This is a genomic window from Franzmannia pantelleriensis (assembly GCF_900102875.1).
In the GTDB taxonomy this organism is placed as follows: Bacteria; Pseudomonadota; Gammaproteobacteria; order Pseudomonadales; family Halomonadaceae; genus Franzmannia; species Franzmannia pantelleriensis.
In genome coordinates this window covers 160,788-183,629 of the sequence record NZ_FNGH01000007.1, presented here as the reverse complement: position 1 = coordinate 183,629, position 22,842 = coordinate 160,788, and the positions used below count along the sequence as shown (strand labels likewise).

The 22,842-nt window shown below is 64.9% G+C and carries 27 protein-coding genes and 1 pseudogene; 14 read left to right on the top strand and 14 right to left on the bottom strand.

What is annotated here, in order from left to right:
• Positions 1–190: 190 nt before the first annotated feature.
• From rpsI to zapE, 3 genes are all read right to left on the bottom strand, one after another.
• Positions 191–580 (bottom strand): 30S ribosomal protein S9, encoded by a 390-nt coding sequence (gene rpsI / locus BLT16_RS10725; protein WP_089658513.1) that lies wholly within the window; start codon positions 578–580, stop codon positions 191–193.
• 13 nt (positions 581–593) lie between these two features.
• The gene (gene rplM / locus BLT16_RS10720) at positions 594–1,022 is read right to left on the bottom strand and encodes a 50S ribosomal protein L13 (RefSeq protein WP_089658512.1); all 429 of its coding nucleotides are present in this window, start codon (positions 1,020–1,022) and stop codon (positions 594–596) included.
• Between the two features lie 438 nt (positions 1,023–1,460).
• Positions 1,461–2,645, bottom strand: coding sequence for a cell division protein ZapE (gene zapE, locus BLT16_RS10715; protein WP_089658511.1), 1,185 nt, complete (start codon positions 2,643–2,645; stop codon positions 1,461–1,463).
• A gap of 244 nt (positions 2,646–2,889) precedes the next feature.
• Between zapE and BLT16_RS10710 the strand changes: the two genes are divergently transcribed.
• A complete protein-coding gene (locus tag BLT16_RS10710; protein WP_176817212.1) occupies positions 2,890–3,342 on the top strand; it encodes a Z-ring associated ZapG family protein in 453 nt (150 codons plus the stop codon).
• Positions 3,343–3,386: 44 nt separating this feature from the next.
• Here the strand turns inward: BLT16_RS10710 and BLT16_RS10705 are convergent, their stop codons facing one another.
• Complete coding sequence (locus BLT16_RS10705) at positions 3,387–4,145, bottom strand: Nif3-like dinuclear metal center hexameric protein (RefSeq protein ID WP_089658509.1); 759 nt, start codon at positions 4,143–4,145, stop codon at positions 3,387–3,389.
• 102 nt (positions 4,146–4,247) lie between these two features.
• On the opposite strand from BLT16_RS10705, the gene BLT16_RS10700 reads away from it, so the two are divergent.
• Positions 4,248–5,480, top strand: coding sequence for a trypsin-like peptidase domain-containing protein (locus BLT16_RS10700; protein ID WP_089658508.1), 1,233 nt, complete (start codon positions 4,248–4,250; stop codon positions 5,478–5,480).
• A 69-nt stretch (positions 5,481–5,549) separates the two neighbouring features.
• On the opposite strand, the gene hisD is transcribed toward BLT16_RS10700, so the two are convergent.
• The 9 genes and pseudogenes from hisD to BLT16_RS10655 form a co-directional block, all read right to left on the bottom strand.
• Positions 5,550–6,872 (bottom strand): histidinol dehydrogenase, encoded by a 1,323-nt coding sequence (hisD, locus tag BLT16_RS10695; RefSeq protein WP_089658507.1) that lies wholly within the window; start codon positions 6,870–6,872, stop codon positions 5,550–5,552.
• Between the two features lie 51 nt (positions 6,873–6,923).
• Positions 6,924–7,583, bottom strand: a complete 660-nt coding sequence (gene hisG / locus BLT16_RS10690) for an ATP phosphoribosyltransferase (protein WP_089658506.1) — start codon at positions 7,581–7,583, stop codon at positions 6,924–6,926.
• Between the two features lie 21 nt (positions 7,584–7,604).
• Complete coding sequence (gene murA / locus BLT16_RS10685) at positions 7,605–8,867, bottom strand: UDP-N-acetylglucosamine 1-carboxyvinyltransferase (protein WP_089658505.1); 1,263 nt, start codon at positions 8,865–8,867, stop codon at positions 7,605–7,607.
• 14 nt (positions 8,868–8,881) lie between these two features.
• Positions 8,882–9,130, bottom strand: coding sequence for a BolA family protein (locus BLT16_RS10680; RefSeq protein ID WP_089658504.1), 249 nt, complete (start codon positions 9,128–9,130; stop codon positions 8,882–8,884).
• Between the two features lie 327 nt (positions 9,131–9,457).
• Positions 9,458–9,790, bottom strand: a complete 333-nt coding sequence (locus BLT16_RS10675; RefSeq protein ID WP_089658503.1) for an STAS domain-containing protein — start codon at positions 9,788–9,790, stop codon at positions 9,458–9,460.
• A pseudogene (locus BLT16_RS10670) lies at positions 9,787–10,391 on the bottom strand (MlaC/ttg2D family ABC transporter substrate-binding protein). The gene BLT16_RS10675 and the pseudogene BLT16_RS10670 overlap by 4 nt, the downstream one beginning before the upstream one ends.
• Before the next feature lie 83 nt (positions 10,392–10,474).
• A complete protein-coding gene (gene mlaD / locus BLT16_RS10665; protein ID WP_089658502.1) occupies positions 10,475–10,939 on the bottom strand; it encodes an outer membrane lipid asymmetry maintenance protein MlaD in 465 nt (154 codons plus the stop codon).
• Positions 10,940–10,955: 16 nt separating this feature from the next.
• Positions 10,956–11,738 carry a lipid asymmetry maintenance ABC transporter permease subunit MlaE gene (mlaE, locus tag BLT16_RS10660; RefSeq protein ID WP_089658501.1) on the bottom strand — a complete coding sequence of 261 codons (783 nt, stop codon included), beginning with the start codon at positions 11,736–11,738 and terminating at the stop codon, positions 10,956–10,958.
• On the bottom strand, positions 11,735–12,547 hold the full coding sequence (locus tag BLT16_RS10655) for an ABC transporter ATP-binding protein (RefSeq protein ID WP_089658500.1): 813 nt from the start codon (positions 12,545–12,547) through the stop codon (positions 11,735–11,737). Before BLT16_RS10655 ends, mlaE begins: the two co-directional genes overlap by 4 nt.
• Before the next feature lie 176 nt (positions 12,548–12,723).
• On the opposite strand from BLT16_RS10655, the gene BLT16_RS10650 reads away from it, so the two are divergent.
• The 11 genes from BLT16_RS10650 to BLT16_RS10600 all read left to right on the top strand — a co-directional run bounded on the left by BLT16_RS10650 (position 12,724) and on the right by BLT16_RS10600 (position 20,918).
• A complete protein-coding gene (locus BLT16_RS10650; RefSeq protein WP_089658499.1) occupies positions 12,724–13,659 on the top strand; it encodes a calcium/sodium antiporter in 936 nt (311 codons plus the stop codon).
• Between the two features lie 67 nt (positions 13,660–13,726).
• The gene (locus tag BLT16_RS10645) at positions 13,727–14,707 is read left to right on the top strand and encodes a KpsF/GutQ family sugar-phosphate isomerase (protein ID WP_089658498.1); all 981 of its coding nucleotides are present in this window, start codon (positions 13,727–13,729) and stop codon (positions 14,705–14,707) included.
• Between the two features lie 8 nt (positions 14,708–14,715).
• Positions 14,716–15,273 carry a KdsC family phosphatase gene (locus tag BLT16_RS10640; RefSeq protein ID WP_089658497.1) on the top strand — a complete coding sequence of 186 codons (558 nt, stop codon included), beginning with the start codon at positions 14,716–14,718 and terminating at the stop codon, positions 15,271–15,273.
• 3 nt (positions 15,274–15,276) lie between these two features.
• Entirely contained in the window at positions 15,277–15,867 is a 591-nt protein-coding gene (gene lptC, locus BLT16_RS10635; RefSeq protein ID WP_089658496.1) for an LPS export ABC transporter periplasmic protein LptC, read from the top strand.
• Positions 15,864–16,373, top strand: coding sequence for a lipopolysaccharide transport periplasmic protein LptA (gene lptA / locus BLT16_RS10630; protein WP_089658495.1), 510 nt, complete (start codon positions 15,864–15,866; stop codon positions 16,371–16,373). Before lptC ends, lptA begins: the two co-directional genes overlap by 4 nt.
• 54 nt (positions 16,374–16,427) lie before the next feature.
• Positions 16,428–17,153, top strand: coding sequence for an LPS export ABC transporter ATP-binding protein (lptB, locus tag BLT16_RS10625; RefSeq protein WP_089658494.1), 726 nt, complete (start codon positions 16,428–16,430; stop codon positions 17,151–17,153).
• Between the two features lie 163 nt (positions 17,154–17,316).
• A complete protein-coding gene (locus BLT16_RS10620) occupies positions 17,317–18,732 on the top strand; it encodes an RNA polymerase factor sigma-54 (RefSeq protein WP_089658493.1) in 1,416 nt (471 codons plus the stop codon).
• A 111-nt stretch (positions 18,733–18,843) separates the two neighbouring features.
• Positions 18,844–19,152, top strand: a complete 309-nt coding sequence (gene hpf, locus BLT16_RS10615) for a ribosome hibernation-promoting factor, HPF/YfiA family (RefSeq protein WP_089658492.1) — start codon at positions 18,844–18,846, stop codon at positions 19,150–19,152.
• Between the two features lie 6 nt (positions 19,153–19,158).
• The gene (locus tag BLT16_RS10610) at positions 19,159–19,647 is read left to right on the top strand and encodes a PTS sugar transporter subunit IIA (protein ID WP_089658491.1); all 489 of its coding nucleotides are present in this window, start codon (positions 19,159–19,161) and stop codon (positions 19,645–19,647) included.
• Between the two features lie 73 nt (positions 19,648–19,720).
• Positions 19,721–20,644, top strand: a complete 924-nt coding sequence (gene rapZ / locus BLT16_RS10605; RefSeq protein WP_089658490.1) for an RNase adapter RapZ — start codon at positions 19,721–19,723, stop codon at positions 20,642–20,644.
• A gap of 4 nt (positions 20,645–20,648) precedes the next feature.
• Positions 20,649–20,918 carry an HPr family phosphocarrier protein gene (locus BLT16_RS10600; RefSeq protein ID WP_089658489.1) on the top strand — a complete coding sequence of 90 codons (270 nt, stop codon included), beginning with the start codon at positions 20,649–20,651 and terminating at the stop codon, positions 20,916–20,918.
• Positions 20,919–20,921: 3 nt separating this feature from the next.
• Here BLT16_RS10600 and pmbA read toward each other — a convergent pair whose 3' ends face one another.
• Positions 20,922–22,262, bottom strand: coding sequence for a metalloprotease PmbA (gene pmbA / locus BLT16_RS10595; protein ID WP_089658488.1), 1,341 nt, complete (start codon positions 22,260–22,262; stop codon positions 20,922–20,924).
• 65 nt (positions 22,263–22,327) lie between these two features.
• On the opposite strand from pmbA, the gene yjgA reads away from it, so the two are divergent.
• Positions 22,328–22,834 carry a ribosome biogenesis factor YjgA gene (gene yjgA / locus BLT16_RS10590; protein WP_089658487.1) on the top strand — a complete coding sequence of 169 codons (507 nt, stop codon included), beginning with the start codon at positions 22,328–22,330 and terminating at the stop codon, positions 22,832–22,834.
• Positions 22,835–22,842 lie beyond the last annotated feature (8 nt).

The window sequence follows — 22,842 nt, the reverse complement described above, 5'->3', positions numbered from 1 at the left end:
CCGTATCCCAGGAAAGGCATCCTGCGACCCACGGATACAAATGAAGGCTATGGTAAAAAAACACGCGCCCAAACACAAGGCGACAACGCCCTTGACCTAAGTGGTAGATGGACGACAAGTTTCTGAATTTCATAAAAAAAGCGCCCAGACTCCGAGAGCCTGGACGCCTTTTTGAATTGCCTTGCAGCGCTTAACGCTTGGAGAACTGCGGGCGACGACGCGCCTTGCGCAGGCCGACCTTCTTACGCTCGACTTCGCGGGCATCGCGAGTCACGTAACCAGCGGCGCGCAGCGGCTGACGAAGCTCTTCGTTATACACCATCAGGGCACGGGTGATGCCGTGACGGATGGCGCCGGCTTGAGCCGAACCACCACCGCCCTTGACGGTGACGTAGGCGTCGAACTGGCCCAGGGTGTCGGTCAGCTCGAGGGGCTGACGCACCACCATGCGGCCGGTGACGCGACCGAAATATTGGTCAAGCTCACGGTCGTTGACCATGATCTTGCCGGTGCCCGGCTTGAGAAAGACGCGAGCGGTAGAAGTCTTGCGGCGCCCGGTACCGTAATACTGCTGTGTCATGGCGAAGTATCCCTTAGAGGTTCAGTTCTTGCGGCTGCTGAGCGACATGCGGATGCTCGGCACCGGCGTAGACCTTGAGCTTGGTGTACATGGCGCGGCCCAGCGGCCCCTTCGGCAGCATGCCCTTGACGGCAGACTCGATGACGCGCTCGGGAGCGTAGCCAATCATCTTCTCGAAGTTCATGGAACGCAAGCCACCCGGGAAACCGGTATGACGATAATAGGTCTTGGCCTGGGCCTTGTTGCCGGTCACCTTGACCTTCTCGGCGTTGATCACGACGATGTAATCGCCGGTATCGACGTGCGGGGTATACTCCGCCTTATGCTTGCCGCGCAGGCGGCGTGCAATTTCGGTCGCCAGACGACCAAGCGTCTTGTCCGTGGCGTCGACGACATACCAGTCGCGCTGGACGGACTGCGGCTTTGCACTGAACGTCTTCATGGATGAATCACCAAATCGATGTATTGGGTCTCGATACCGCGAGCAGCACCTGACCATCCCTATTTTTCTTGGTTGCCCCGCCAGGAATGCGAGGCAACGGTCGAGCGAGGCGGCATTCTACACGAGCCATGCCCGCCAAGGCAATCGTCTTGACTCGCCATCGAGCCCTATCGCAGATAGACAGTATCGCTCGGAACTGATCCGTGGACAGGCCCCGGGGCGCCGGACCGACGATGAGGCGCTGTAAACCCATCCCTGGGCGCTACCTTGCGCCCTACTGCGCTCTCGCATCCTGCTCCGCTTGCAGGACCGGGGCTGGCCATCCATGGCCAGCCCGTTCGGAGGCATGCTCCTCACCCATGGCGCAAACCTCCTCTTCGACCAGTCCACGGCGTCCTTCGCTTAGGGGCAGCTAAGATAGCGCGGACGCAGTCCGGGTCACGGCTTGTGGGGCAGCGCCAGATACTCGTGGGACTGCATCTCCTGCAGCCGCGACAGGGTACGCTGGAACTCGAACTCCAGGCGCCCATCGGCGTATAGCCGCTCGGCCTCCACCTCCGCCGACATCAGCAGCTTGACGCCGCGATCGTAGAACTCATCGACCATATTGATAAAGCGCCTGGCTTGATCATCGGTCGCCCCGCTCATGCGGGTGACATTGGAGACCAGTACCGTATGGAACTCGCGAGCCAGTTCGATATAGTCATTCTGGCTGCGCGGACCGTCGCATAGCTCGAGAAACTCGAACCACACCACGTCATCATGGAGACGCCGCGCCTTGAGAATGCGGTGATTGATCTCTACCGGCGCATCGGCCTCTCCTTCGGCGCCGGCGATCTCGCGAAAGCTGCGCGCCAACTCCGACTCGGCGGCGGCGTCCAGCGGCGAGTGGAATATCTCGGCACGCTCCAGCGCGCGCAGCCGGTAGTCGATCCCCGAGTCGACGTTGACCACCTCGCAGTGGCGCTTGACCAGCTCGATGGCGGGCAGAAAACGCGCGCGCTGCAACCCGTCCTTGTAGAGATCGTCGGGCACGATATTGGAGGTCGTCACCAGCACCACACCATGCTCGAACAGTGCTTCGAGCAGGTTGGCGAGAATCATCGCGTCGGTGATGTCCTTGACGAAGAATTCGTCAAAGCAGATCACCCGTGCCTCGCCGGCGAACTTGGTGGCGATCAGCTTGAGCGGGTTCTTCTCGCCTTTGTAGTGGTCGAGCTCGTTGTGAACCCGCTGCATGAAGCGATGAAAGTGGGTGCGCATCTTGTCGGGAAACGGCAGCGACTCGAAGAAGGTATCCACCAGGTAGGTCTTGCCGCGGCCTACGCCACCCCAGAAGTACAGTCCCATGATCGCCGGGGGCGCTTCGAACGGCGAGGCCGGCTTTTTGTTGCCGAACAACCCCGCCATCTTCGACTTCAGCCCCTTGCCCGTGGCCACCGGCTTGGTTGCACTGCGCGGCGTGGCCACCAGCGCATCGTACAATCGCTGCAGATGCTCGACCGCCACTTCCTGGGCCGGGTCATACTGAAAGTCGTCGCGCTCGAGATCGGCACGGTAGCGGGCCAGCGGCCCTTGGCCGGTCGACGCCGGCGCATTCGTCGCGGTGGTTGTCGCACTCATGGGGACCTTGCGTACCTCGCACTCAGCTCGTCGAGCGATGCATTATACCCGCGGCGACGCGGTTTCGCATGTGCGAAACGGGCCGGTCGTCGCCACTTTCCACGTCTGGCGCATTGACCTCGGTCTCGCCGTGCCCTCTATAATGGCCACGTCGGCACTGCTCCCACTGGGCGGCGCCGGCCCGGCCAGCATCGAGCGGAGCTTGAATCCGCGCCAGTGGCGGAAAGAACCAAAGGGGAACGACGTGTACGACAGTAATATTGACTGGATACTGGCCATCGTCAGCGCCTTGGCCGGCATCGGCATCGGCGCCTTGGGCTACCATCTGCTCAACGCCAACGTTGCGCGCAACCAGAAGGTGCGCCAGCGCCTGGCCGAAGCCGAACTCGAGCTCAGCCAGGTCAAGGATGCCCTCAACGACCACTTCGCGCGGGCCGCCGACCTGGTCGCCAGCATTCAACGCCAGAGCCAGGAGCTCGAACAGCAGCTGTCGTTGGGCGCCGACCGGCTTTGCGATGACCTGCAGATCAAACGCCGCCTGACGCCCGGCGAGGATTTGTCGAGCGACGATGATACCTCGCCAGCAGTACCCCGCGACTACGCCGACGGCGACCACGGCACCCTGGCCGAAGACTTCGGCCTGCGCCGCGACGATGAAGCCGCTGGCGCCGCCCAGCCGCAACCGCCCCGCTATTGACCTTAGCACATGACACCGGCGCCGCCGGCGCCGGCCTCCCCCGCTCAGGCAGGGTTATCGATGTCCACGAAGCGATGCTCGATGCCGAACTCGTTGGCCAACCACTCACCCAGCGCCCTGACGCCATCGCGTTCGGTGGCGTGATGCCCCGCCGCCAGATAACTGACCCCCATCTCGCGGGCAATGTGGGTGGTGCGCTCGGATATCTCGCCGGAAATGAACAGCTCCGCTCCAGCCTCGGCGGCGGCTGAGAGCATGTCCTGGGCGCCACCGGTACACCACGCCACCCGGCCGACCTCGCCGCGGTGCCCCTCTACCAGCAGCGGTTCACGCCCCAGCCGCTCACCGACGTGAGCCGCCAATGCTCGACTGTCGAGTCCCGGCGGCGGTGCCCCCAGCCATAGCAAGCCTTCTCCCAGCTCACCGTCGGCACAGCCGCTGGCACTGAAGCCAAGACGCTCGCCCAGCAGGGCGTTATTGCCCAGCGTCGCATGGGCATCCAGCGGCAGGTGATAGGCGAGCAGGTTGATATCGTGGCTGAGCAATGTCTTGAGGCGGCGCTGCTTCATCCCGGTCACCGCTACCGGCTCGTTCTTCCAGAAATAGCCGTGGTGCACCAGCAGCAGATCGGCCTCCCAGGCCACCGCCTCGTCGAGCAGCGCCTGGCAGGCCGTAACCCCACTCAGCACCCGCGTGACCCGTGAACGCCCCGCCACTTGCAGGCCGTTGACGGTATAGTCCTTGAAGCGCGCTGGCTGCAGCAGCGTGTCGCACGCTGCCACCAGCGTCTGACGATCAATCATGCTCTACTCCCAGACAGGCCAAAAGCGGCAGTGTTACAATGGACCGTCATTGTAGCGACTGTGGCTACCCCCAGCGACCGCCCCGTCGACAAGGAACCCTGCATGCGTCGTACCCTGCTGCCCTACGTGTGGCCCGTGCTCATCGGTGTACTGCTGGCCATCGTGCTGCTCAACGCCTTTCCCCAGCTGATTGGCCGCGGCCAGCCGCAGGCCCCGGCACCCGCCCAGCTCGTCGAGCCACCCGCCGAGACGTTGACGGCCACCCAGCCGGACGGCGAATCGCGCCCGGCCCCAGAGCTGCAGACCGCCAACCCGCTGTCTCGTGAGCAGGGCCCGTTCAGCTACTCGGCGGCGGTCGACCGCGCCGCGCCCGCAGTGGTCAACATCTATTCGTCGCGCATGGTAGAGCGCGACGAGCACCCGCTGATGTCGGATCCCTTCTTCCGCCAGTTTTCCGGCGACGACGCCACCTCACGCCAGCGCATGCTCTCCAGCCTCGGCTCCGGGGTGATCGTCAGTGACGACGGCTATGTGCTTACCAACCACCATGTGATCAGTGGCGCCGACCAGATTCAGGTCGCCCTGCGCGACGGCCGCAACACCCTCGCCGAGGTCATCGGTACCGACCCGGAAAGCGACCTGGCCGTGCTGCGCATCGACCTGGACGAGCTGCCGGTGATCTCGATTACCGATTCGACTCAGACAGCGGTGGGCGACGTGGCCCTCGCCATCGGCAACCCGTTTGGCGTAGGACAGACGGTGACCATGGGCATCATCAGTGCCACCGGCCGCAGCCACCTGGGACTCAATGCCTATGAGGACTTCATCCAGACCGATGCGGCCATCAACCCCGGCAATTCCGGCGGCGCGCTGATCAATCCCGAGGGCGCCCTGGTCGGCATCAACACCGCCATCTTCTCTCGCTCCGGCGGCTCCCAGGGGATCGGCTTCGCGATTCCCGCCAACCTGGCACGCAACATCCTCGACGAGCTGGTGACCCAGGGTCGGGTGATCCGTGGCTGGCTGGGCATCGAAGCGCAAGAAATGACCCAGGAGCTGGCCGCCTCGTTCGGCCTGCAGACCCCGGGCGGCGTGGTGATTGCCGGCATCGTGCCCGATGGGCCTGCGGCGCAGGCCGGCCTGCGCCCCGGTGACGTGCTGCTCGAAGTCGACGGCCGCCCGATCCTCGATGCGCGGGTGGCAATGTCCGATATCGCCGCCATCGAGCCCGGCGCCGAACTGCCCATCGCGGTGATTCGCAGCGGCGAGCGCATCGATCTGGTGCTCGACGTCGGCGAGCGCCCACCGCCGGAGGGCCGCCGCCCCGAACGCTGATCCGCGCCGCAACGCAAGACGCCCCTGCCAATAGGCAGGGGCGTCTTGCAGAGTGGCCGCAAGCCGCGCTCAGGGCTTGATGCGGTACTCCGCAGAGCGCGCATGGGCGGTCAGCGACTCACCCCGCGCCAGCACCGAGGCGGTGCGCCCCAGCGCCGAGGCACCGTCGGCCGAGCAGTGAATGATCGATGAGCGCTTCTGGAAGTCATAGACCCCCAGCGGCGAAGAGAAGCGCGCGGTACCCGAGGTCGGCAAGACGTGATTGGGCCCGGCACAGTAGTCACCTAGCGCCTCGGCGGTGTAACGGCCCATGAAGATCGCTCCGGCGTGGCGCACCTCGCCGAGCCAGCTTTCAGGATCCGCCACCGAGAGCTCGAGGTGCTCGGGGGCGATGCGATTGACCAGTGCCGCCGCCTCGGCGCGGTCGCGGCAGACGACCAGCGCTCCACGCGCACCGAGCGACTCGGCGATGATCGCCTGGCGCTCCATGCTCGGCAGCAGCTTGTCGATCGACGCCGCTACCGCGTCGGCATGGGCACCCTCCCAGGTCACCAGTATCGCCTGGGCGTCTTCGTCGTGCTCGGCCTGGGAGAACAGGTCCATGGCCAGCCAGTCGGGATCGGTACCGCCATCGGAGACCACCAGGATTTCCGAGGGACCGGCGATCATGTCGATACCCACCTGACCGAATACCGCGCGCTTGGCCGTGGCGACGTAGATATTGCCGGGACCGACGATCTTGTCGACCCGCGGCACCGTCTCGGTGCCGTAGGCGAGCGCCGCCACCGCCTGGGCCCCGCCCAGGGTGAAGACATGGTCGACGCCGGCCAGGTGTGCCGCCGCCAGCACCAGCTCATTGAGCACCCCATCCGGGGTCGGCACCACCATGACGATTTCACGCACCCCGGCGACATGCGCGGGAATCGCGTTCATCAGTACCGAGGAGGGATAGGCGGCCTTGCCACCAGGCACGTAGATCCCGGCACGATCCAGCGGCGTGACCTGCTGGCCAAGCACCGTGCCATCGGCCTCGGTGTACTGCCAGGAACCCGGCTTCTGATGTTCGTGATAGAGGCGAATACGCTCGGCCGCCGCAGCCAGCGCCTCGCGCTGTTCGACGGGCAGACCATCATAGGCTTGACGCAGGCGGGCGGGTCCGATGGTCAGTTCGGCCATCGAGCTTACTGCCAGGCGGTCGAGCCGGTTGGACAGTTCGACCAGCGCAGCGTCGCCGCGGCTACGCACGCTGGCGATGATGTCATCGACACGCTGCTGTACCTCGGCACTGGACACACCCTCCCAGGCCAGCAGCGCCTCAAGACGGGCATCGAAGTCGGCGTCTGCAGTGGACAGCCGGGTGATAGCATCAACCACGCGGGCATTGTCGGTCATGGGGCCCCTCTTTCACGAAGCGACAGGGTGAACGGAAAATGACGGGATGATTCAGGCTGACAGCGACGAGCTATCGTGGCGTTCGGCCACCGCCGCACGCAGCCGTTCAATCAGCGGCTTGAGCCGCTCATGCTTCATGGTCATGGCCGCCTTGTTGACCACCAGTCGGGTGCTAATGGTGGCGATCAGCTCGCGCGGCTCCATGCCGTTGGCACGCAGGGTATTGCCGGTGTCGACGATATCGACGATCTCGTCGGCGAGGTTCATCAGCGGCGCCAGCTCCATCGCCCCGTAGAGCTTGATCACGTCGGCCTGGATGCCCTGCTCGGCATAGTAGCGCCGCGCCACATTGACGAACTTGGTGGCCACCCGGCGTCGGGCCAGACCAGGCTCGGCCCCCTGCACGCCGGCGGTCATCAGCTTGCAACCCGCGATCTCCAGGTCGAGCGGCTCATAGAGCCCCTCGGCACCGTGCTCGAGCAGCACGTCCTTGCCGGCCACACCGAGGTCGGCAGCGCCCAGCTGCACGTAGGTCGGCACGTCGGTGGCACGGATCACCACCAGCTTGACGTCGGGCAGATTGGTATCGAACAGTAGCTTACGGCTCTTGCCGAGGTCTTCGGCAGGTTCGATCCCGGCATCCGCCAGCAGCGGCAGGGTTTCATCGAGAATGCGGCCCTTCGACAGGGCCACGATCAGTTGCTTGTTCATCAGCTAACTCACGTCGGTCATTTAACCGGGTACACGGCGAATCTTGGCACCCAGCAGCTGCAGCTTCTCTTCGATGCATTCGTAGCCGCGATCGATGTGGTAGATGCGATCGACGCAGGTCTCACCGTCGGCCATCATCGCGACAATCACCAACGAGGCCGAGGCACGCAGGTCGGTTGCCATCACCGGCGCACCGGACAGCCGTTCGACGCCGGTGATCACCGCCGTATTGCCTTCCAGCGCAATCTTGGCACCCATGCGATTGAGTTCCTGCACGTGCATGAAGCGATTTTCGAAGATCGTTTCCACCACCCGTGAGGTCCCCTCGGCCACCGCATTCAGGGCCACGAATTGGGCCTGCATGTCGGTGGGAAAGGCCGGATAGGGCGCAGTACGGATATTGACTGCCTGCGGCCGCTTGCCGTGCATGTCGAGCTCGATCCAGTCGGCACCGGTGGTAATGGTGGCGCCGGCCTCCTCGAGCTTGGCCAGCACCGCCTCGAGGATGTCGGCGCGGGTGCGCCGCACCCTCACCCGACCGCCGCTGAGCGCTGCGGCGACCAGAAAGGTGCCGGTCTCGATGCGGTCGGGCATCACCTCGTGATGGCAGCCGTGAAGCCGCTCGACCCCCTCGATGGTGATGGTATCGCTGCCGTGACCGCGGATGTTGGCCCCCATGGCGATCAGGCACTCGGCGAGATCGACGATCTCAGGCTCGCGGGCAGCGTTCTCGAGAATCGTCGTGCCCTCGGCCAGGGTCGCCGCCATCAGCAGGTTCTCGGTGCCGGTCACGGTCACGGTGTCGAAGAAGATCGTCGCGCCCTTGAGGCGGCCGTTGCTGCGCGCGCGGATATAGCCGCCTTCGACACGGATCTCGGCGCCCATGGCTTCGAGGCCGCGGATATGCAGGTCGACCGGTCGCGAACCGATCGCGCAGCCGCCGGGCAGCGACACATCGGCATGTCCGAAGTGGGCCAGCAGCGGTCCCAGCACCAGGATAGAGGCGCGCATCTTCTTGACCAGCTCGTAGGGCGCGTGGCAATCCTTGACCTGGGCGCCGTCGAGCTGAATGGTCATGCGCTCGCCCATCACCGGCTCGACGCCCATGCGCCCCAGCAGCTCGAGGGTGGTGGTGATGTCCTGCAGGTGTGGCAGATTGCCGATGGTCACCGGCCCGTCAGAGAGCAGGGTGGCGCAAAGAATCGGCAGCGCCGAGTTCTTGGCGCCACTGGCCCACACCTCACCGTCGACGGGTCCATTGCCGGTAATGATCAGTTTGTCCATGGAGATCCGTTTGGTCAGGCACGGCCGGCGGCATTCTGCCACTGGCTGGGGGTATAGGTCTTGATGCTCACGGCGTGCAGGGCACCGCTGGCGATTTCTTCGGACAGCGCCGAATAGATCAGCTGCTGGCGCTTGACCGGCGACAGATCGCCGAACACCTCGCCCACGGCGGTCACCTGGAAATTGCAGCCTTCACCCTGGATATGAAAGTCACAGCCTTCGATACGGGCCTCGAGTAGCGCTTTGACGTCGCTGGGTTGCATGCGCGGAGGTCTCCTCTGAATAATGCGAATCGGCGCCGTCATCGGCGTGCAGCGAGCACGCGGGGCGCAAATGGGTTCCAATGGTAATCAAAAGCGCCCCGCTTGGCGATGCCAAGGGGGCGATTAACGCGGTAAGTGCAAATAGCAGCATCGCTCGAGACTGATCCGTCGGCAGGCCTACGAGGGGGCGCTGTAAACCGTCCCTGGGCGCTACCTGCGCCATCCATGGCGCAGAACCCCCTCTTCGACCTGCCCCCGGCGTCCCTCGCTAACAGCAACGGCGCCAGCCTCTAGGAACAGCCAAGGAGAGCCTGGCAAGGATAGGCTTCAGGCCGCGGCGGCCTCGGGGAGTAGAGCGTCGAGGCCCGCCATGCGTGTCAGGCGCGCCAGCGGCGCCGATAGGGTTACGCGGTCGATCACCAGGCCAGTGGCCTCGGCGCAGCGGGTCCATTCGAGCAGCACACTCAGCGCCGCGCTGCTGACCCGCTCGACGCCACTCAGGTCGAGCACCAGACGGGTTGCCGATGACTGCTCGGCGAGCCAATCGTTACCGCTTGCGGCGAGCGCGGCGGCGACCTCGAAATCAACGTCCCCGCTGACCGCCAGGCGCGCGCCTTCGGCGTCAAGGCGCACGCCGCCCTCCTCCAGCAGGCAACTCATGCCGAGCCGCCCTCCTCGAGTTCGTCGACCCCACCTCGGGTGCCCATCCGTCGATCACCGCGTCGTAGTCGCGACCATGATCGCGCATCGCCTGATCGAACTGATTGCGGAAGGTCAGCCCCAGATTGATACCGTTGACGATCACATTGACCACTTTCCACTCGCCGTCGCTGAGCCGCAGCGAGTAGCTGACCGGATAGACCTGACCGCTGGTGGCCACCACCTCCATGGCCACGCTGGCCTGATCCTCGTGACGCGACTCGCGCTGATTGTCGAGCACCCGCAGCTCGCGATAGTCGAAGGTCACCAGGCCCTTGGTATAGGTATCGATCAGCGTCTGGCGAAAGGTCCTGGCGAAACGGCTGCGCTGTTCGGGGGTGGCGTTCTGGAAGTAGCGCCCCATCACGCTGGCCCCGATATAGCGGAAGTCGGCGATACTATCCAAGTTGTCGTCGACCAACGCCTCGAGTTCATCGAGGTTGTCGGCAAAGTAGTCCCGACGCCCCTCGATCTCGCCCATCAGCTCATCGATGCTGGTACGAATCAGCTCCTCCGGGGTCTGGCTGGGCTGCTGGGCCTGGGCCGGCCCGACCATCGACATTGCCAAGGCAGCCAACAGGGCCACCACAGCAGACAAGTAATGCCTGTACGCCGCGCGCATAACACCTCCATGAACTAACGTCATCAGTCACTGACCATGTTGGACACGAATTGCTGGATGAGTTCTTCCAGCACCAGTGCCGATTGGGTATCGCGGATGCTGTCGCCATCCGCCAGCGTTTCCGGGTCGCCGCCCACCGATAGACCGACATACTGTTCGCCGAGCAGGCCTGAGGTCAGAATCGCCGCCGTGGTGTCTCGCGACAGACGGCCTTCGAGCTCACCATCCAACTCCATCACCACCCGCGCGTCGTACCAGTCGGTGTCCAGTTCGATGGCCGAGACCCGCCCGACATTGACACCGGCCATGGTTACCCGAGCGCGCGGCTTGAGACCGCCGATATTCGAGAAATTGGCCTCCAGAGTGAAGGTGTCGCCGGGTGGCGTGAACGTCAGCCCGCTGACCCGCAGGCCGAGAAATACCAGCCCCAGGATCCCTGCGAGCATGAACAGCCCGACACCGAGTTCCATCATCTTGCTGCGCTTCATGCCTTGTCTCCGCTGATCATGACAGCCCGCCGAACATTACCGCGGTCAATACGAAATCCAGCCCCAATACGGCCAGCGAGGAGTAGACCACGGTGCGCGTGGTGGCCCGTGAAATGCCCTCGGAGGTAGGGATCAGGTCATAGCCCTGGAACACCGCAATCCAGGTCACCACCAGGGCGAATACCAGGCTCTTGACCATGCCGTTGCCAACGTCAGCGATGAAATCGACGCTGGACTGCATGTTGCCCCAGTAGGAGCCGTCGAAGACGCCGAGCCACTCGACGCCCACCAGGTAGCCGCCGTAGATGCCGACCACGCTGAAACCGATGGTGAGCAGCGGCAGCGCCACGAAACCCGCCCACAGCCGCGGCGCTACGATCCGCCGCAGCGGATCGACGCCGATCATCTCCATGCTGGTGAGCTGCTCGGTGGCCTTCATCAGACCGATCTCAGCGGTCAGCGCCGAGCCAGCACGACCGGCGAACAGTAGCGCCGCCACCACCGGCGAGAGCTCGCGCAGCAGCGACAGCGCCACCATCTGTCCCAGCGCCTGCTCGGCGCCGAAATCGACCAGAATGGTGTAGCCCTGCAACGCCAGCACCATGCCGATGAACAGCCCCGACACCAGCACGATGGCCAGCGACAGCACGCCAACGAAATGCATCTGGCGCAGCCACAGATAGACCCCTTCGCGGGACGGCACCCCCAGCGACGACTGAGCCAGGAACATCCCGGCCCGCCCCAGCGCCTCGAGGACCTCGCAGCCGCGCCGGCCCAGCGCCGTGAGTTGGCGGATCATCGCACGCCCCCTGCATCCAGCATGTCGTGACGAAAATCCGGGGCCGGGTAGTGGAACGGCACCGGCCCGTCGGGCTCGCCGTGCACGAACTGACTGACCCGCGGATCCTGATCGACATCGAGGGTCGCCGGCGTGCCGTGGGCCATGACCTGGCCGTCGGCAATCACATACACGTAGTCGGCAATCGACAGCGTCTCCTTGATATCGTGGGAGACCACCACCGCGGTCAGTCCCAGCGCCTCGTTGACGCGCTTGATCAGCTGCACCAGCACCCCCATCGAGATCGGGTCCTGGCCAACGAATGGCTCGTCATAGAGGATCAACTCGGGGTCCAGGGCCAGCGCCCGGGCCAATGCCACCCGGCGGGTCATGCCGCCCGACAGCTCGGAGGGCATCAGCGATCTGGCGCCGCGCAGGCCAACCGCCTCGAGTTTCATCAGCACCAGATCGCGAACCATCGACTCGGGCAGGTCGGTATGCACCCGTAGCGGGAAGGCAACGTTCTCGAACACGCTCAGATCAGAGAACAGGGCGCCGCTCTGGAACAGCATCCCCATGCGCCGACGTAGCCGGAACAGCGCCTTGCGCGACAGCGCATGCACCTCTTGACCATCGATGCACACGCGTCCAGCCTCCGGGGTCAACTGACCGCCGATCAGCTTCAACAGTGTGGTCTTGCCGGTGCCGCTGGGCCCCATGATCGCAGTGATCTTGCCACGTGGAATGGTCAGCGACACGCCACGGAAGATATCCTTGTCACCGCGAGAGAAATGCAGACCATCGATCACCACGAAGGGCGAATCACTCATCGCATGCCGTCTCGTCGAAAAATTATCGAACATCGTATCCTAACTGCGACAGCCCTCGCCAGCGAGAGTTGCGGCATCGCATCATTCGCGCCCCATCGCAACCTTGCACCCCCGATCCAAGCGGCGTTTAATTGGCGCCTTCTCATTTATCACGCGCCGGACCGCCTGCTGTCATCATGCTGCTACCCCTGATCACTATTCTGGTTGGCCTGATCGGCCTGCTGTGGAGCGCCGACCGTTTCGTCGGCGCGGCTGCCGCCACCGCCCACCGCGCCGGCATGAGCACCCTGCTGATCGGCATGACCATCGTCGCACTGGGCACCTCGGCGCCGGAGATTCTGGTCTCGATCATGGCCGCGCTGGACGGGATCCCTAACCTCGCCACCGGCAACGCGCTGGGTTCCAATATCGCTAACATCGGCCTGGTACTGGGAGTCACCGCGCTGGTAGCGCCGATCCCAGTACGTTTCTCCATCGTACGCCGCGAACTACCGCTACTGCTCGGCGCCACGGGACTGGCCGGCTATGCGTTGGCCAACGGCATTCTCGGCCGTTTCGATGCGCTGTTCCTTCTCGCCCTACTGATATTTAGCCTGTGGTGGCTGTTTCGCGCCGATACTCCCGACGAGGCAGCCCCGGAGCAGGTGCCCGACATGACCCTGGCCAAGGCGCTGGCCTGGCTGACCCTGACCCTGGCACTACTGGTGGTCAGTTCGCGCCTGCTGGTGTGGGGAGCCAGCGAACTCGCCCGCGGATTCGGCATCAGCGAGCTGGTGATCGGCCTGACCATCGTGGCGATTGGCACCAGCCTGCCGGAGCTGGCCGCCTGCGTCTCGAGTGCGCTCAAGCGCCATCACGATATCGCCATCGGTAACGTCATTGGCTCCAATCTGTTCAACATGCTCGCCGTGCTGCCGATTCCCGGCATGCTGGCCCCCGGCCCCATCGACCCGGCGGCTGCCAGTCGCGATTTCCCAACCATGCTGACACTGACGCTGCTGCTCGGCGCCCTGCTACTATGGCAGCGCCACGGGGCCATCGGCCGTCTGCCCGGCGGCGCGCTGACGCTGCTATATGTCGGCTATCTCGGCTGGCTTGCGCTGTCTCACTGAGCGCTTCTCCAACACTCGTGCGGCGCCCGACTTGAGCCCCGCGCCACAACCGGCAACAATCATCGCCATGACCGACACCCACGCTTCCGCGTTTCGTACCAGCGCCTGCCGCACCCTGGACCTGGAGCAGCAGGCCATCGCAGCCCTCAGCGCCCAACTGGACGCCGACTTCGACCGTGCCTGTCAGCTGATGCTCGATTGTCGAGGCCGGGTGGTAGTGACCGGCATGGGCAAGTCGGGGCATATCGCCGGCAAGATCGCCGCCACCCTGGCCAGCACCGGTACGCCGGCGTTCTTCGTCCACCCCGGCGAGGCCAGCCACGGCGATCTGGGCATGATCACCCGCGGCGACGTGGTACTGGCGCTGTCCAACTCCGGCGAGACCAGCGAAGTCACCGCCCTGCTGCCGCTGCTCAAACGCATGGGCACCCCGCTGATCAGCATGACCGGGCGTCCCGGCTCGACCCTGGCGCGGCATGCCGAGGCACACCTCAATGCCACCGTGGCCCGCGAGGCCTGCCCCCTCGATCTGGCGCCCACATCCTCGACCACCGCCGCACTGGCGCTGGGCGATGCGCTGGCGGTGGCGCTGCTCGAGGCACGCGGCTTCACCGCCGAGGAGTTCGCCCTGTCGCACCCCGGCGGCAGCCTCGGCCGACGCCTGCTGCTCAAGGTCGGCGACCTGATGCACCAGGGCAGCCGCCTGCCCCAGGTGCCGCTCGGCAGCCCACTGCGCGACGCACTGCTCGAGATCACCCGCCAGGGCCTCGGCTTTACCTGCGTGGTGGATGAACAGGGTCTGCTGGCCGGGGTCTATACCGACGGCGACCTGCGGCGTACGCTCGATCAATATGCCGACCTGCGCCCCCTTAGCGTCGACGATGTCATGACCCGGCCCGGCAAACGTATCGGCGCCGAGGTGCTGGCCGCCGAGGCGGTACGCGTGATGGAAGACAACCGCATCACCGCCTTGGCGGTGGTCGACGACCAGGGCCGACCGGTAGGCGCCCTGCACATGCACGACCTGCTCACTAGCGGCGTCATCTAGGAGGCTGAATGAGTCCCGACACCCCGGCCCTACCCCCGGCACTGATCGACCAGGCACGTCACATCCGCCTGCTGGCACTGGACGTCGATGGCGTGTTTACCGATGGTCGCCTCTACTTTCAGGCCGACGGCATCGAGATCAAGGCATTTCATACCCAGGATGGACACGGTATCAAGCTGCTGCGCCAGGCTGGCCTGGAGGTCGCCCTGATCACCGGCCGCGACTCGCCGATGGTAAGCCAGCGCGCCGCGGCGCTAGGCATCGACCACGTCCTGCAGGGCCGGGAGGACAAGCTCGCCGCACTGCGCGAACTCTGCCAACGCCTCGGCCTGGAACTCGAGCAAGCCGCCTACGGCGGCGATGATCTCCCCGACCTTGCCGCCATCAAGCGCGCCGGGCTCGGCATCAGCGTGCCCAATGCGCCAGACTACATTCGCGCCCACGCCGACTGGGTCACCCAGCGCCACGGTGGACACGGTGCGGTGCGCGAGGTGTGTGACGCGCTGCTGCAGGCCCAGGGCCACTGGGGAGCGGTGGTCGACACCTTCCTGCACGGGAAACGCTGAGCCATGGTCATCCGCCTGCCTCGCCCTTCTTACAAGCTGGGGCTGCTGCTGGTTTTGCTGCTGCTGGGCGGCGTGCTGGCGCTGCTCGAGCAGCGCGACAGCTTTGGTCCCGGCCCAGTGCCCCGCGACGAGGCCGGTGAGCCCGACTACTACCTCGAAGACGCTACCATGACCCGCTTCGACACCCAGGGCCGCCCCCATCAGCGCCTCGAAACGCCGCGCCTGGTGCACACCCCCCATGACGACGTGACCCGCACCCAGACGCCGGTCAGTCGGCTGCTCGACCGCGAGGACCGCACCTGGTTCGGCTACGGCGACATCGGCACCCTGGGCCCCGGCAGCGAACGGCTGACGCTGTCCGGTAATGCCTGGTTGGAAGCCCCCGACGAAGGCTGGCGACTGGAGACCGACGTGCTGCACGTCGACCTCGATATCGGCCACGCCTTCAGCGAAACCACTGCTACCTTGTTCCAACCGCCACAGTGGACCCGCGGCGAGCGCTTCGACGCCTGGTTCGACGAAGACCGCATGCGTCTGACCGACAACGTGCGCGGCCACCACCCCCCCGCAGTCTCCGAGGAACCCGCATCATGAGGCGATCACACCTGACACTCGTACTGGCCGCCTGGCTGCTGCTGAGTAGCGCTCCTGCCCTTGCTCAAAGCCAGGATGCCAGCCAACCGATCGATGTCACCGCCGACCAGCTCGATCTCGACGATCGCGCCGGTACCGCGGTCTATACCGGCGATGTGGATATACGCCAGGGCACGCTACAGGTCACCGGCGACCGCGTCGAGATACGCCGCAACGATGCCGGCGAGGTCTCGCGGATCACCGCTACCGGTGAACGTGCCTACGTGGAACAACGCCCCCAACCCGAGGATGAATTGATGCGTGGCTGGGGCCGCACCATCATCTACCACGTCGCCGAGCGTCGCGTGGAGTTGATTGATCGTGCCGAACTGCACCAGGCCCGCGACACCTTCGACGGCGGCTACGTCGAGTACTTTCTCGACCGCCGCGTGGTCCAGGCCCGCTCTGAGGTCGAGGGCAGCGAACGTCAACGCGTGCGCATGACCCTCAACCCCGAGCAGAACTGATTCACCACGCGACGACGCGTCTCCACACTCTGTATTTTCACACAAGGCATGCGCATGACGACCCTTCGCGCCAACCACCTGGCCAAGAGCTATAAACGCCGCCGGGTAGTACACGACATTAGCCTGGCCATCGATCAGGGCAGTATCGTCGGCCTGCTCGGCCCCAACGGCGCGGGCAAGACCACCTCGTTCTACATGATCGTAGGGCTGGTCAAGGCTGACGCTGGCGAGGTCTTCATCGACGAGCGCGACCTGTCGCGGGCCGCCATGCACGAACGCGCCCAGGCCGGTCTCGGCTATCTGCCTCAGGAAGCCTCGGTGTTTCGCAAGCTGTCGGTGGCAGACAACATCATGGCGATCCTCGAAACCCGCAAGGACCTTGACCGCAACGGCCGCCACGCTCGCCTCGAGCAGCTACTCGAGGAGTTCCACGTCACCCATATCCGTGACAACCTGGGCATGAGCCTGTCCGGCGGCGAACGGCGACGGGTCGAGATTGCCCGAGCCTTGGCCACCGAACCGACTTTCATCCTGCTGGATGAACCCTTCGCGGGGGTCGACCCGATCTCGGTGGGCGAGATCAAGGGCATCATTCGCCAGCTCAAGGCACGCAATATCGGCGTGCTGATTACCGACCATAATGTTCGCGAGACCCTGGATATCTGCGACCGCGCCTATATCGTCGGCGACGGTCAAATCATCGCCGAAGGCAGCGCCGCCGACGTCCTGGCCAACCAGCGAGTGCGCGACGTCTATCTCGGCGAAGACTTCCGACTCTAAGAATACTCAGTCTCAAGCTCATGAAAATACGTGCGACTATTGACAGCTGGCACACGAATTGCGTATGGCATGCTTATTGCAAAGAATTCATGTCAATCCGCTTGCATGGGGTCGCGACGCGAGCTAACGTGATCGCTCACTTGTCAGCGAAGCCGTCTCTCTCATGGCCATGAAACCCTCGTTGCAACTGCGCGTCGGTACCCACCTGACGATGACCCCTCAGCTGCAGCAGGCGATCGCCCTGCTGCAGCTCTCGACCCTCGACCTGCGCCAAGAGATCCAGCAAGCGCTGGAGTCCAACCCCATGCTCGAGCTCGATGATGCCTTCGGCGAGCAGGAGGTGGCCGACGCCAAGGAGGACGACTGGTCGAGCGAGATCCCCGACGAGCTGGCGGTCGACAGTGACTGGTCTGACACCTACCAGGACATGGCACCCAGCGGCAGCGGCGAGGCACCGGACTTCGAGCGCAACGCCAGCGGCGAAAGCCTGCACGACCATCTGGCCTGGCAGCTGGCGATGACCGACCTGGCCGAGCGTGAACGCACCATCGCCGAGAGCCTGATCGACGCCGTCGACGACAACGGCTACCTGGCGGCAAGCCTCGATGAACTCAGCGGCGGACTGCGCGACCAGGGTCTGGCCGGCCTGAAGGCCAGCGAGGTCGAGCAGGTGCTGCTGCGACTGCAGCAGTTCGAGCCTACCGGCGTGTGTGCCCGCGACCTGCGCGAGTGTCTGATGCTGCAGCTCGGGGTGCTGCCCGACGACACACCGCTGCTGCCCCAGGCCAAGCGCCTGGTTCGCCAGTTTCTTGAGGCCCTCGCCGGCGACGACCGCAAGCTGCTCAAGCGCCGCCTGCGTCTCGATGATGATCAGCTCGATCAGGTCATTGCCCTGGTGCGCACCCTCGACCCGCGCCCAGGCCAGGCCTTCAGCGACAGCGGCAATGACTATGTGATCCCCGACCTGATTGCCCGCTTTACCCAGGCCGGTTGGCGTATCGAGCTGAATCCCGAGGCGCTGCCGCGGATGCGTATCCAGCCCGACTACGCGGCACTGATCAAGCGCGCCGACAAGAGCGACGACAACGCCTTCATGAAGCAGCACCTGCAGGAGGCGCGCTGGCTGATCAAGAGCCTGTCGAGCCGCAACGACACCTTGCTGCGGGTCGGTCGCGAGATCATGGCGCGCCAGATCGACTTCCTCGAGCAGGGCGAAGAAGCCATGAAGCCGCTGATCCTGGCCGACATCGCCCAGGCGGTAGAGATGCATGAATCCACCATCTCACGGGTTACCACCCAGAAGTTCATTCACACGCCACGCGGCGTCTTCGAACTCAAGTACTTCTTCTCCAGCCACGTGGGCGGTGCCGCCGGCGACGGTGATGCCCACTCCAGCACGGCAATCCGCGCCCGCCTCAAGAAGTTGATCGGCGACGAGCCGCCGCGCAAGCCACTGTCCGACAGCAAGCTGGTCGACCTGCTCTCCGACAGCGGCATCAAGGTTGCCCGGCGCACCGTGGCGAAGTATCGCGAGGCCATGGGCATCCCCCCCTCGAGCGAACGCAAGCGACTGTCCTGAAAGTAAAAAATCCTGCCATACCGGCGCTGTTCAAATCCGCTGGCACGGGGGGTATGCAGCGCCGGAAAAAGGGTTACAATCGACGTGACACCCGCAGGAAAGGAGCGTGCCATGCAAGTCAACATCACCGGACACCATGTTGAACTGACCGAATCGCTGCGCGACTATGTCGACGAGAAGCTCGCTCGCCTCGAACGACATTACGACAACATTACCACCGTGCAAGTCACGCTTTCGGTTGAGAAGGAACGTCAGCAGGCCGCCTGTACCCTGCACGCCGCGGGCGCCGACATCCACGCCGACGCACAGGATGTGGACATGTATGCCGCCATCGATGCCCTGGCCGACAAGCTCGACCGCCAACTGGTCAAACACAAGGAAAAAGCTCAGGCCCGCGCCCAAGGCGCCGGTGTCCGCTGATTCTCCATGACTCTGCAAACCATCCTGCCCCCCGAGCGCGCGCTGTATGGCGTCCCCGGGGGGAGCAAGAAACGGGTGCTGGAATTCTTCAGCACCTTCATTGCCCAGAACACCCCGAGTCTCGACAGCCAGGAAGTCTTCAGTCGGCTGATCGGGCGCGAGCGGCTGGGCAGCACCGGCATCGGCAACGGCGTGGCCATTCCCCACGCCCGCAGCCCCCACTGCAAGACACCGCTGGCTGGCTTTCTCAAGCTAAGCGAGGCGGTGGACTTCGATGCCATCGACGGCGACCCGGTAGACCTGGTGTTCGTGCTGCTGGTCCCCGAGGAGGCCGACGACACTCACCTGGCGCTGCTGGCCGAAGTGGCCGGGGTGATGAACGACGCCGACACCCGCACGCGGCTGCGCCGCTGTGAGAGTCAGCGCGAACTTCATGATACCCTGATAGAAGCTATCGACCGTCAGGCCCAGCAGCCCGCCCCCCCGGCTCCCTGAGCGCTCGCCGGGGCCGACACTAAAGCCCCGCGGCATGTCGGCGGCACGTCTTCGCTTCGCGCAGGAGAGCAGCATGCAGCTCGTCATCATCAGCGGCCGTTCCGGCTCGGGTAAATCGATTGCCTTGCAAGCCCTCGAAGACCTGGGCTTCTACGCCATCGACAACCTGCCAGCGATGCTGCTGGGTTCGCTGGTGGACGAACTGCATGCCGGCGAGCCGCGCCGCGCCTCGATTGCGGTCAGCATCGATGCACGTAACCTCCCAGACGCCCTGGAACGCTTCCCTAGCCTGCTTGACGAGGTCCGCCAACGCGGCGTCGATTGTCAGGTCGTCTACCTCACCGCCGATGCCAAGATCCTCCTCGAGCGCTACTCGGCGACCCGCCGTCGCCACCCGCTCACCCGCGACAGCGACCGCACTCTAGCCGAGGCAATCGACTCCGAGGAGAGCGCCCTGGCCGAGATCCGCGACCTCGCCGATCTGACCATCGACACCACGCGACTGTCGGTTCACGATCTGCGCGGCCGAATCGCCGAGCAGGTGGCCCAGCACGTCGGCAAGCAACTGACACTGACCTTCGAATCTTTTGGCTTCAAGCGCGGCGTCCCGCTGGACGCCGATACCGTGTTTGACGCCCGCTGCCTGCCCAACCCCTACTGGGACCCGCGACTCAGGGTGTTCAACGGCCGCGATGCCGAGATCGTCGAATTTCTCGAGCGCTACCCCGATGTCGGCGCCATGGCCGACGATATCCGCGGCTGGCTGACACGCTGGCTGCCGGCCTACCAGGCCAGCCATCGCAGCTACGTCACCGTGGCGATCGGCTGCACCGGCGGCCAGCATCGCTCGGTCTACCTGGTCGAACGGCTAGCCAAAGAGTTTGCCGCTAGCTATCCCGATGTACGCTTGCGTCACCGCGAGCTGGGCATTCATACCGCCATCAGCCGCCCCGCTGCCAAGGACAGCGAACACGCCACGCCACCACAAGGATCCTGAGCCGATGCCGAGCCGTGAGTTGACCCTGACCAACAAGCGCGGCCTGCACGCCCGTGCAGCAACGCGACTGGTGCAGTGCTGCCAGTCGTATAGCGCCAGTGTCAGGATCCACCATGCCGGGCGTGACGCCGACGCCGCCAATATCATGTCCCTGCTGATGCTTGCCGCGCCCTGCGGCAGCACCCTTACCGTGCACGCCGAGGGCGAGGACGCCGAGGAAACGCTCGACGCCCTCAGCGCGCTGTTCGAGTCACGCTTCGAGGAAGGCGAATAGCGCTCAGCTACCCGCTATCGTCATCTCGTCGATCAACCAGCTGCCGCTGTGGACACTACCGCGAGTGTCCACATCGTCGCCCACCGCCACCAGCCCGCTGAACATCTGCTCGAGGTTGCCAGCGATGGTGAACTCCTCCACCGGATGCTGGATCACGCCATTCTCGACCCAGAACCCGGCCGCCCCGCGCGAATAGTCGCCGGTTACGCCGTTGACCCCCTGGCCCATCAGCTCGGTCACCAGCACCCCGGTGCCGAGCTGCTCGAGCAGCGACGCCTGTGGCGTGAGAGGCACCTCGATGCGCAGATTGCGCGCGCCGCCGGCATTACCGGTGGTGTCCATGCCGAGCCGGCGCGCGCTATAGGCGGAGAGCATGTAGCTGGCAAGTCGGCCCTGGTCGATGAAGACATTATCGCGGGTATAGACACCGTCGTTATCAAACGGCGCACTGGCGGATGCAGCGAGCTCCAGCGGTCTCTCGACCAGCGTGAACCAGCTCGGGAACAGCGTCTCGCCGAGCCGCCCGCACAGGAAAGACGCGTCGCGATAGAGCGCCCCACCGGCGATGGCGCTCATCAGGTGTCCGATCAGGCCCGCTGACAGTTGGGGGTCGAACAGCACCGGGAAGCGCCCGGTGCTGGGACGCTTGGCACCCAGCCGACGCAGGGCTTTATCGGCAGCCTGGCGGCCGATGGTCTCGGCCGCCACCAGCCGGGCGGGATCACGCTCGCTGGTGTACTCATAATCACGCTGCATGCCGCTGGCGTCCTCGGCGATTAGCATGCACGACAGCGAGTGACGGCTACCGCACTGGCTGCCGAGAAACCCATGGCTATTGCCGTAGACGCGCACGCCCTCCCCGCTCGACAGGCTGGCGCCATCCGAGTTGGTGATACCGGCCACGGCGCGTCCAGCAGATTCACACGACAGCGCCAGCTCGATGGCCTCGTCGGTGCTCAGCCGCCACGGATGATGCACCTCGAGGTCGGGCAGCTCGGTGGCCATCAGCTCGGCCGGCGCCAGGCCGGCATAGGGATCCTCGCCGGTATAGCGAGCGATGCCGATGGCCTTCTCCACCGCAGCCCTGATCGACGCTTCGCCGGCATCCGACGATGATGCACTGCCCTTACGGCTGCCCACGAACACCGTCACCGCGATGCCCTGATCGCGAGACAGCTCGACGCTCTCCACCTCGCCTAGACGCACGCTGACGCCGATCCCCTGATCGACGCTGGCGCCCACTTCGCAGGCATCGGCACCCAGCCGGCGCGCCAGATCCAGCGCCGCGGTGACCCGGGTCTCGAGCAGCGCTTGCTGCTCGGCGGCATCAAAAGCCTGTGTCATCTCTGTCTCCTTGACTGGGGTGGACTGGTATACTCGCCGCACACCCCGATGCTGATGGTAATGGCATGTCATTCGATACCCCCGCCAACCAAGACGGTTGGCAGAGCAAGACCCAGCGCAAGCAGGAGATGCAGGCCCTGCAGGCCCTGGGCGAAAAGATCATTGCACTCTCCGACGCCGAGCGCGCCCGGCTGCCGCTCTCCGACGAGATGCTGGCCGCGGTCGAGGAAACCGGGCGCATCCGCTCACATGAAGGTAGGCGCCGCCACATGCAGTACGTCGGCAAGGTCATGCGCCGCGAGGATACTGCCGCGATTCAGGCCGCCTTCGATGAATTCGAGCAGGAGAAGCTGCAGCGCGACCACGCCTTCCACCGCCTTGAGAAGTGGCGCGAGCGGCTGATCGAGCAGGGCGACGACGCCGTCGAGGCCTTTATCGCCGAATACCCCGACGTCGACCGCCAGGCCCTGCGTCAGCTGATTCGCAATGCCCAGCGCGAACGCGCCCAGGACAAGCCGCCGACCAGTTCGCGCAAGCTGTTCAAGCTGATTCGCGATACGGCGAGCCTATAGCGCCCGGC

What these genes read in the sequence shown, in the direction of transcription:
- rpsI (WP_089658513.1), bottom strand. Translation starts at nt 580, where the DNA reads ATGACACAGCAGTATTACGGTACCGGGCGCCGCAAGACTTCTACCGCT.
- rplM (WP_089658512.1), bottom strand. Translation starts at nt 1,022, where the DNA reads ATGAAGACGTTCAGTGCAAAGCCGCAGTCCGTCCAGCGCGACTGGTAT.
- zapE (WP_089658511.1), bottom strand. Translation starts at nt 2,645, where the DNA reads ATGAGTGCGACAACCACCGCGACGAATGCGCCGGCGTCGACCGGCCAA.
- BLT16_RS10705 (WP_089658509.1), bottom strand. Translation starts at nt 4,145, where the DNA reads ATGATTGATCGTCAGACGCTGGTGGCAGCGTGCGACACGCTGCTGCAG.
- BLT16_RS10700 (WP_089658508.1), top strand. Translation starts at nt 4,248, where the DNA reads ATGCGTCGTACCCTGCTGCCCTACGTGTGGCCCGTGCTCATCGGTGTA.
- hisD (WP_089658507.1), bottom strand. Translation starts at nt 6,872, where the DNA reads ATGACCGACAATGCCCGCGTGGTTGATGCTATCACCCGGCTGTCCACT.
- hisG (WP_089658506.1), bottom strand. Translation starts at nt 7,583, where the DNA reads ATGAACAAGCAACTGATCGTGGCCCTGTCGAAGGGCCGCATTCTCGAT.
- murA (WP_089658505.1), bottom strand. Translation starts at nt 8,867, where the DNA reads ATGGACAAACTGATCATTACCGGCAATGGACCCGTCGACGGTGAGGTG.
- BLT16_RS10680 (WP_089658504.1), bottom strand. Translation starts at nt 9,130, where the DNA reads ATGCAACCCAGCGACGTCAAAGCGCTACTCGAGGCCCGTATCGAAGGC.
- BLT16_RS10675 (WP_089658503.1), bottom strand. Translation starts at nt 9,790, where the DNA reads ATGAGTTGCCTGCTGGAGGAGGGCGGCGTGCGCCTTGACGCCGAAGGC.
- mlaD (WP_089658502.1), bottom strand. Translation starts at nt 10,939, where the DNA reads ATGAAGCGCAGCAAGATGATGGAACTCGGTGTCGGGCTGTTCATGCTC.
- mlaE (WP_089658501.1), bottom strand. Translation starts at nt 11,738, where the DNA reads ATGATCCGCCAACTCACGGCGCTGGGCCGGCGCGGCTGCGAGGTCCTC.
- BLT16_RS10655 (WP_089658500.1), bottom strand. Translation starts at nt 12,547, where the DNA reads ATGAGTGATTCGCCCTTCGTGGTGATCGATGGTCTGCATTTCTCTCGC.
- BLT16_RS10650 (WP_089658499.1), top strand. Translation starts at nt 12,724, where the DNA reads ATGCTGCTACCCCTGATCACTATTCTGGTTGGCCTGATCGGCCTGCTG.
- BLT16_RS10645 (WP_089658498.1), top strand. Translation starts at nt 13,727, where the DNA reads ATGACCGACACCCACGCTTCCGCGTTTCGTACCAGCGCCTGCCGCACC.
- BLT16_RS10640 (WP_089658497.1), top strand. Translation starts at nt 14,716, where the DNA reads ATGAGTCCCGACACCCCGGCCCTACCCCCGGCACTGATCGACCAGGCA.
- lptC (WP_089658496.1), top strand. Translation starts at nt 15,277, where the DNA reads ATGGTCATCCGCCTGCCTCGCCCTTCTTACAAGCTGGGGCTGCTGCTG.
- lptA (WP_089658495.1), top strand. Translation starts at nt 15,864, where the DNA reads ATGAGGCGATCACACCTGACACTCGTACTGGCCGCCTGGCTGCTGCTG.
- lptB (WP_089658494.1), top strand. Translation starts at nt 16,428, where the DNA reads ATGACGACCCTTCGCGCCAACCACCTGGCCAAGAGCTATAAACGCCGC.
- BLT16_RS10620 (WP_089658493.1), top strand. Translation starts at nt 17,317, where the DNA reads ATGGCCATGAAACCCTCGTTGCAACTGCGCGTCGGTACCCACCTGACG.
- hpf (WP_089658492.1), top strand. Translation starts at nt 18,844, where the DNA reads ATGCAAGTCAACATCACCGGACACCATGTTGAACTGACCGAATCGCTG.
- BLT16_RS10610 (WP_089658491.1), top strand. Translation starts at nt 19,159, where the DNA reads ATGACTCTGCAAACCATCCTGCCCCCCGAGCGCGCGCTGTATGGCGTC.
- rapZ (WP_089658490.1), top strand. Translation starts at nt 19,721, where the DNA reads ATGCAGCTCGTCATCATCAGCGGCCGTTCCGGCTCGGGTAAATCGATT.
- BLT16_RS10600 (WP_089658489.1), top strand. Translation starts at nt 20,649, where the DNA reads ATGCCGAGCCGTGAGTTGACCCTGACCAACAAGCGCGGCCTGCACGCC.
- pmbA (WP_089658488.1), bottom strand. Translation starts at nt 22,262, where the DNA reads ATGACACAGGCTTTTGATGCCGCCGAGCAGCAAGCGCTGCTCGAGACC.
- yjgA (WP_089658487.1), top strand. Translation starts at nt 22,328, where the DNA reads ATGTCATTCGATACCCCCGCCAACCAAGACGGTTGGCAGAGCAAGACC.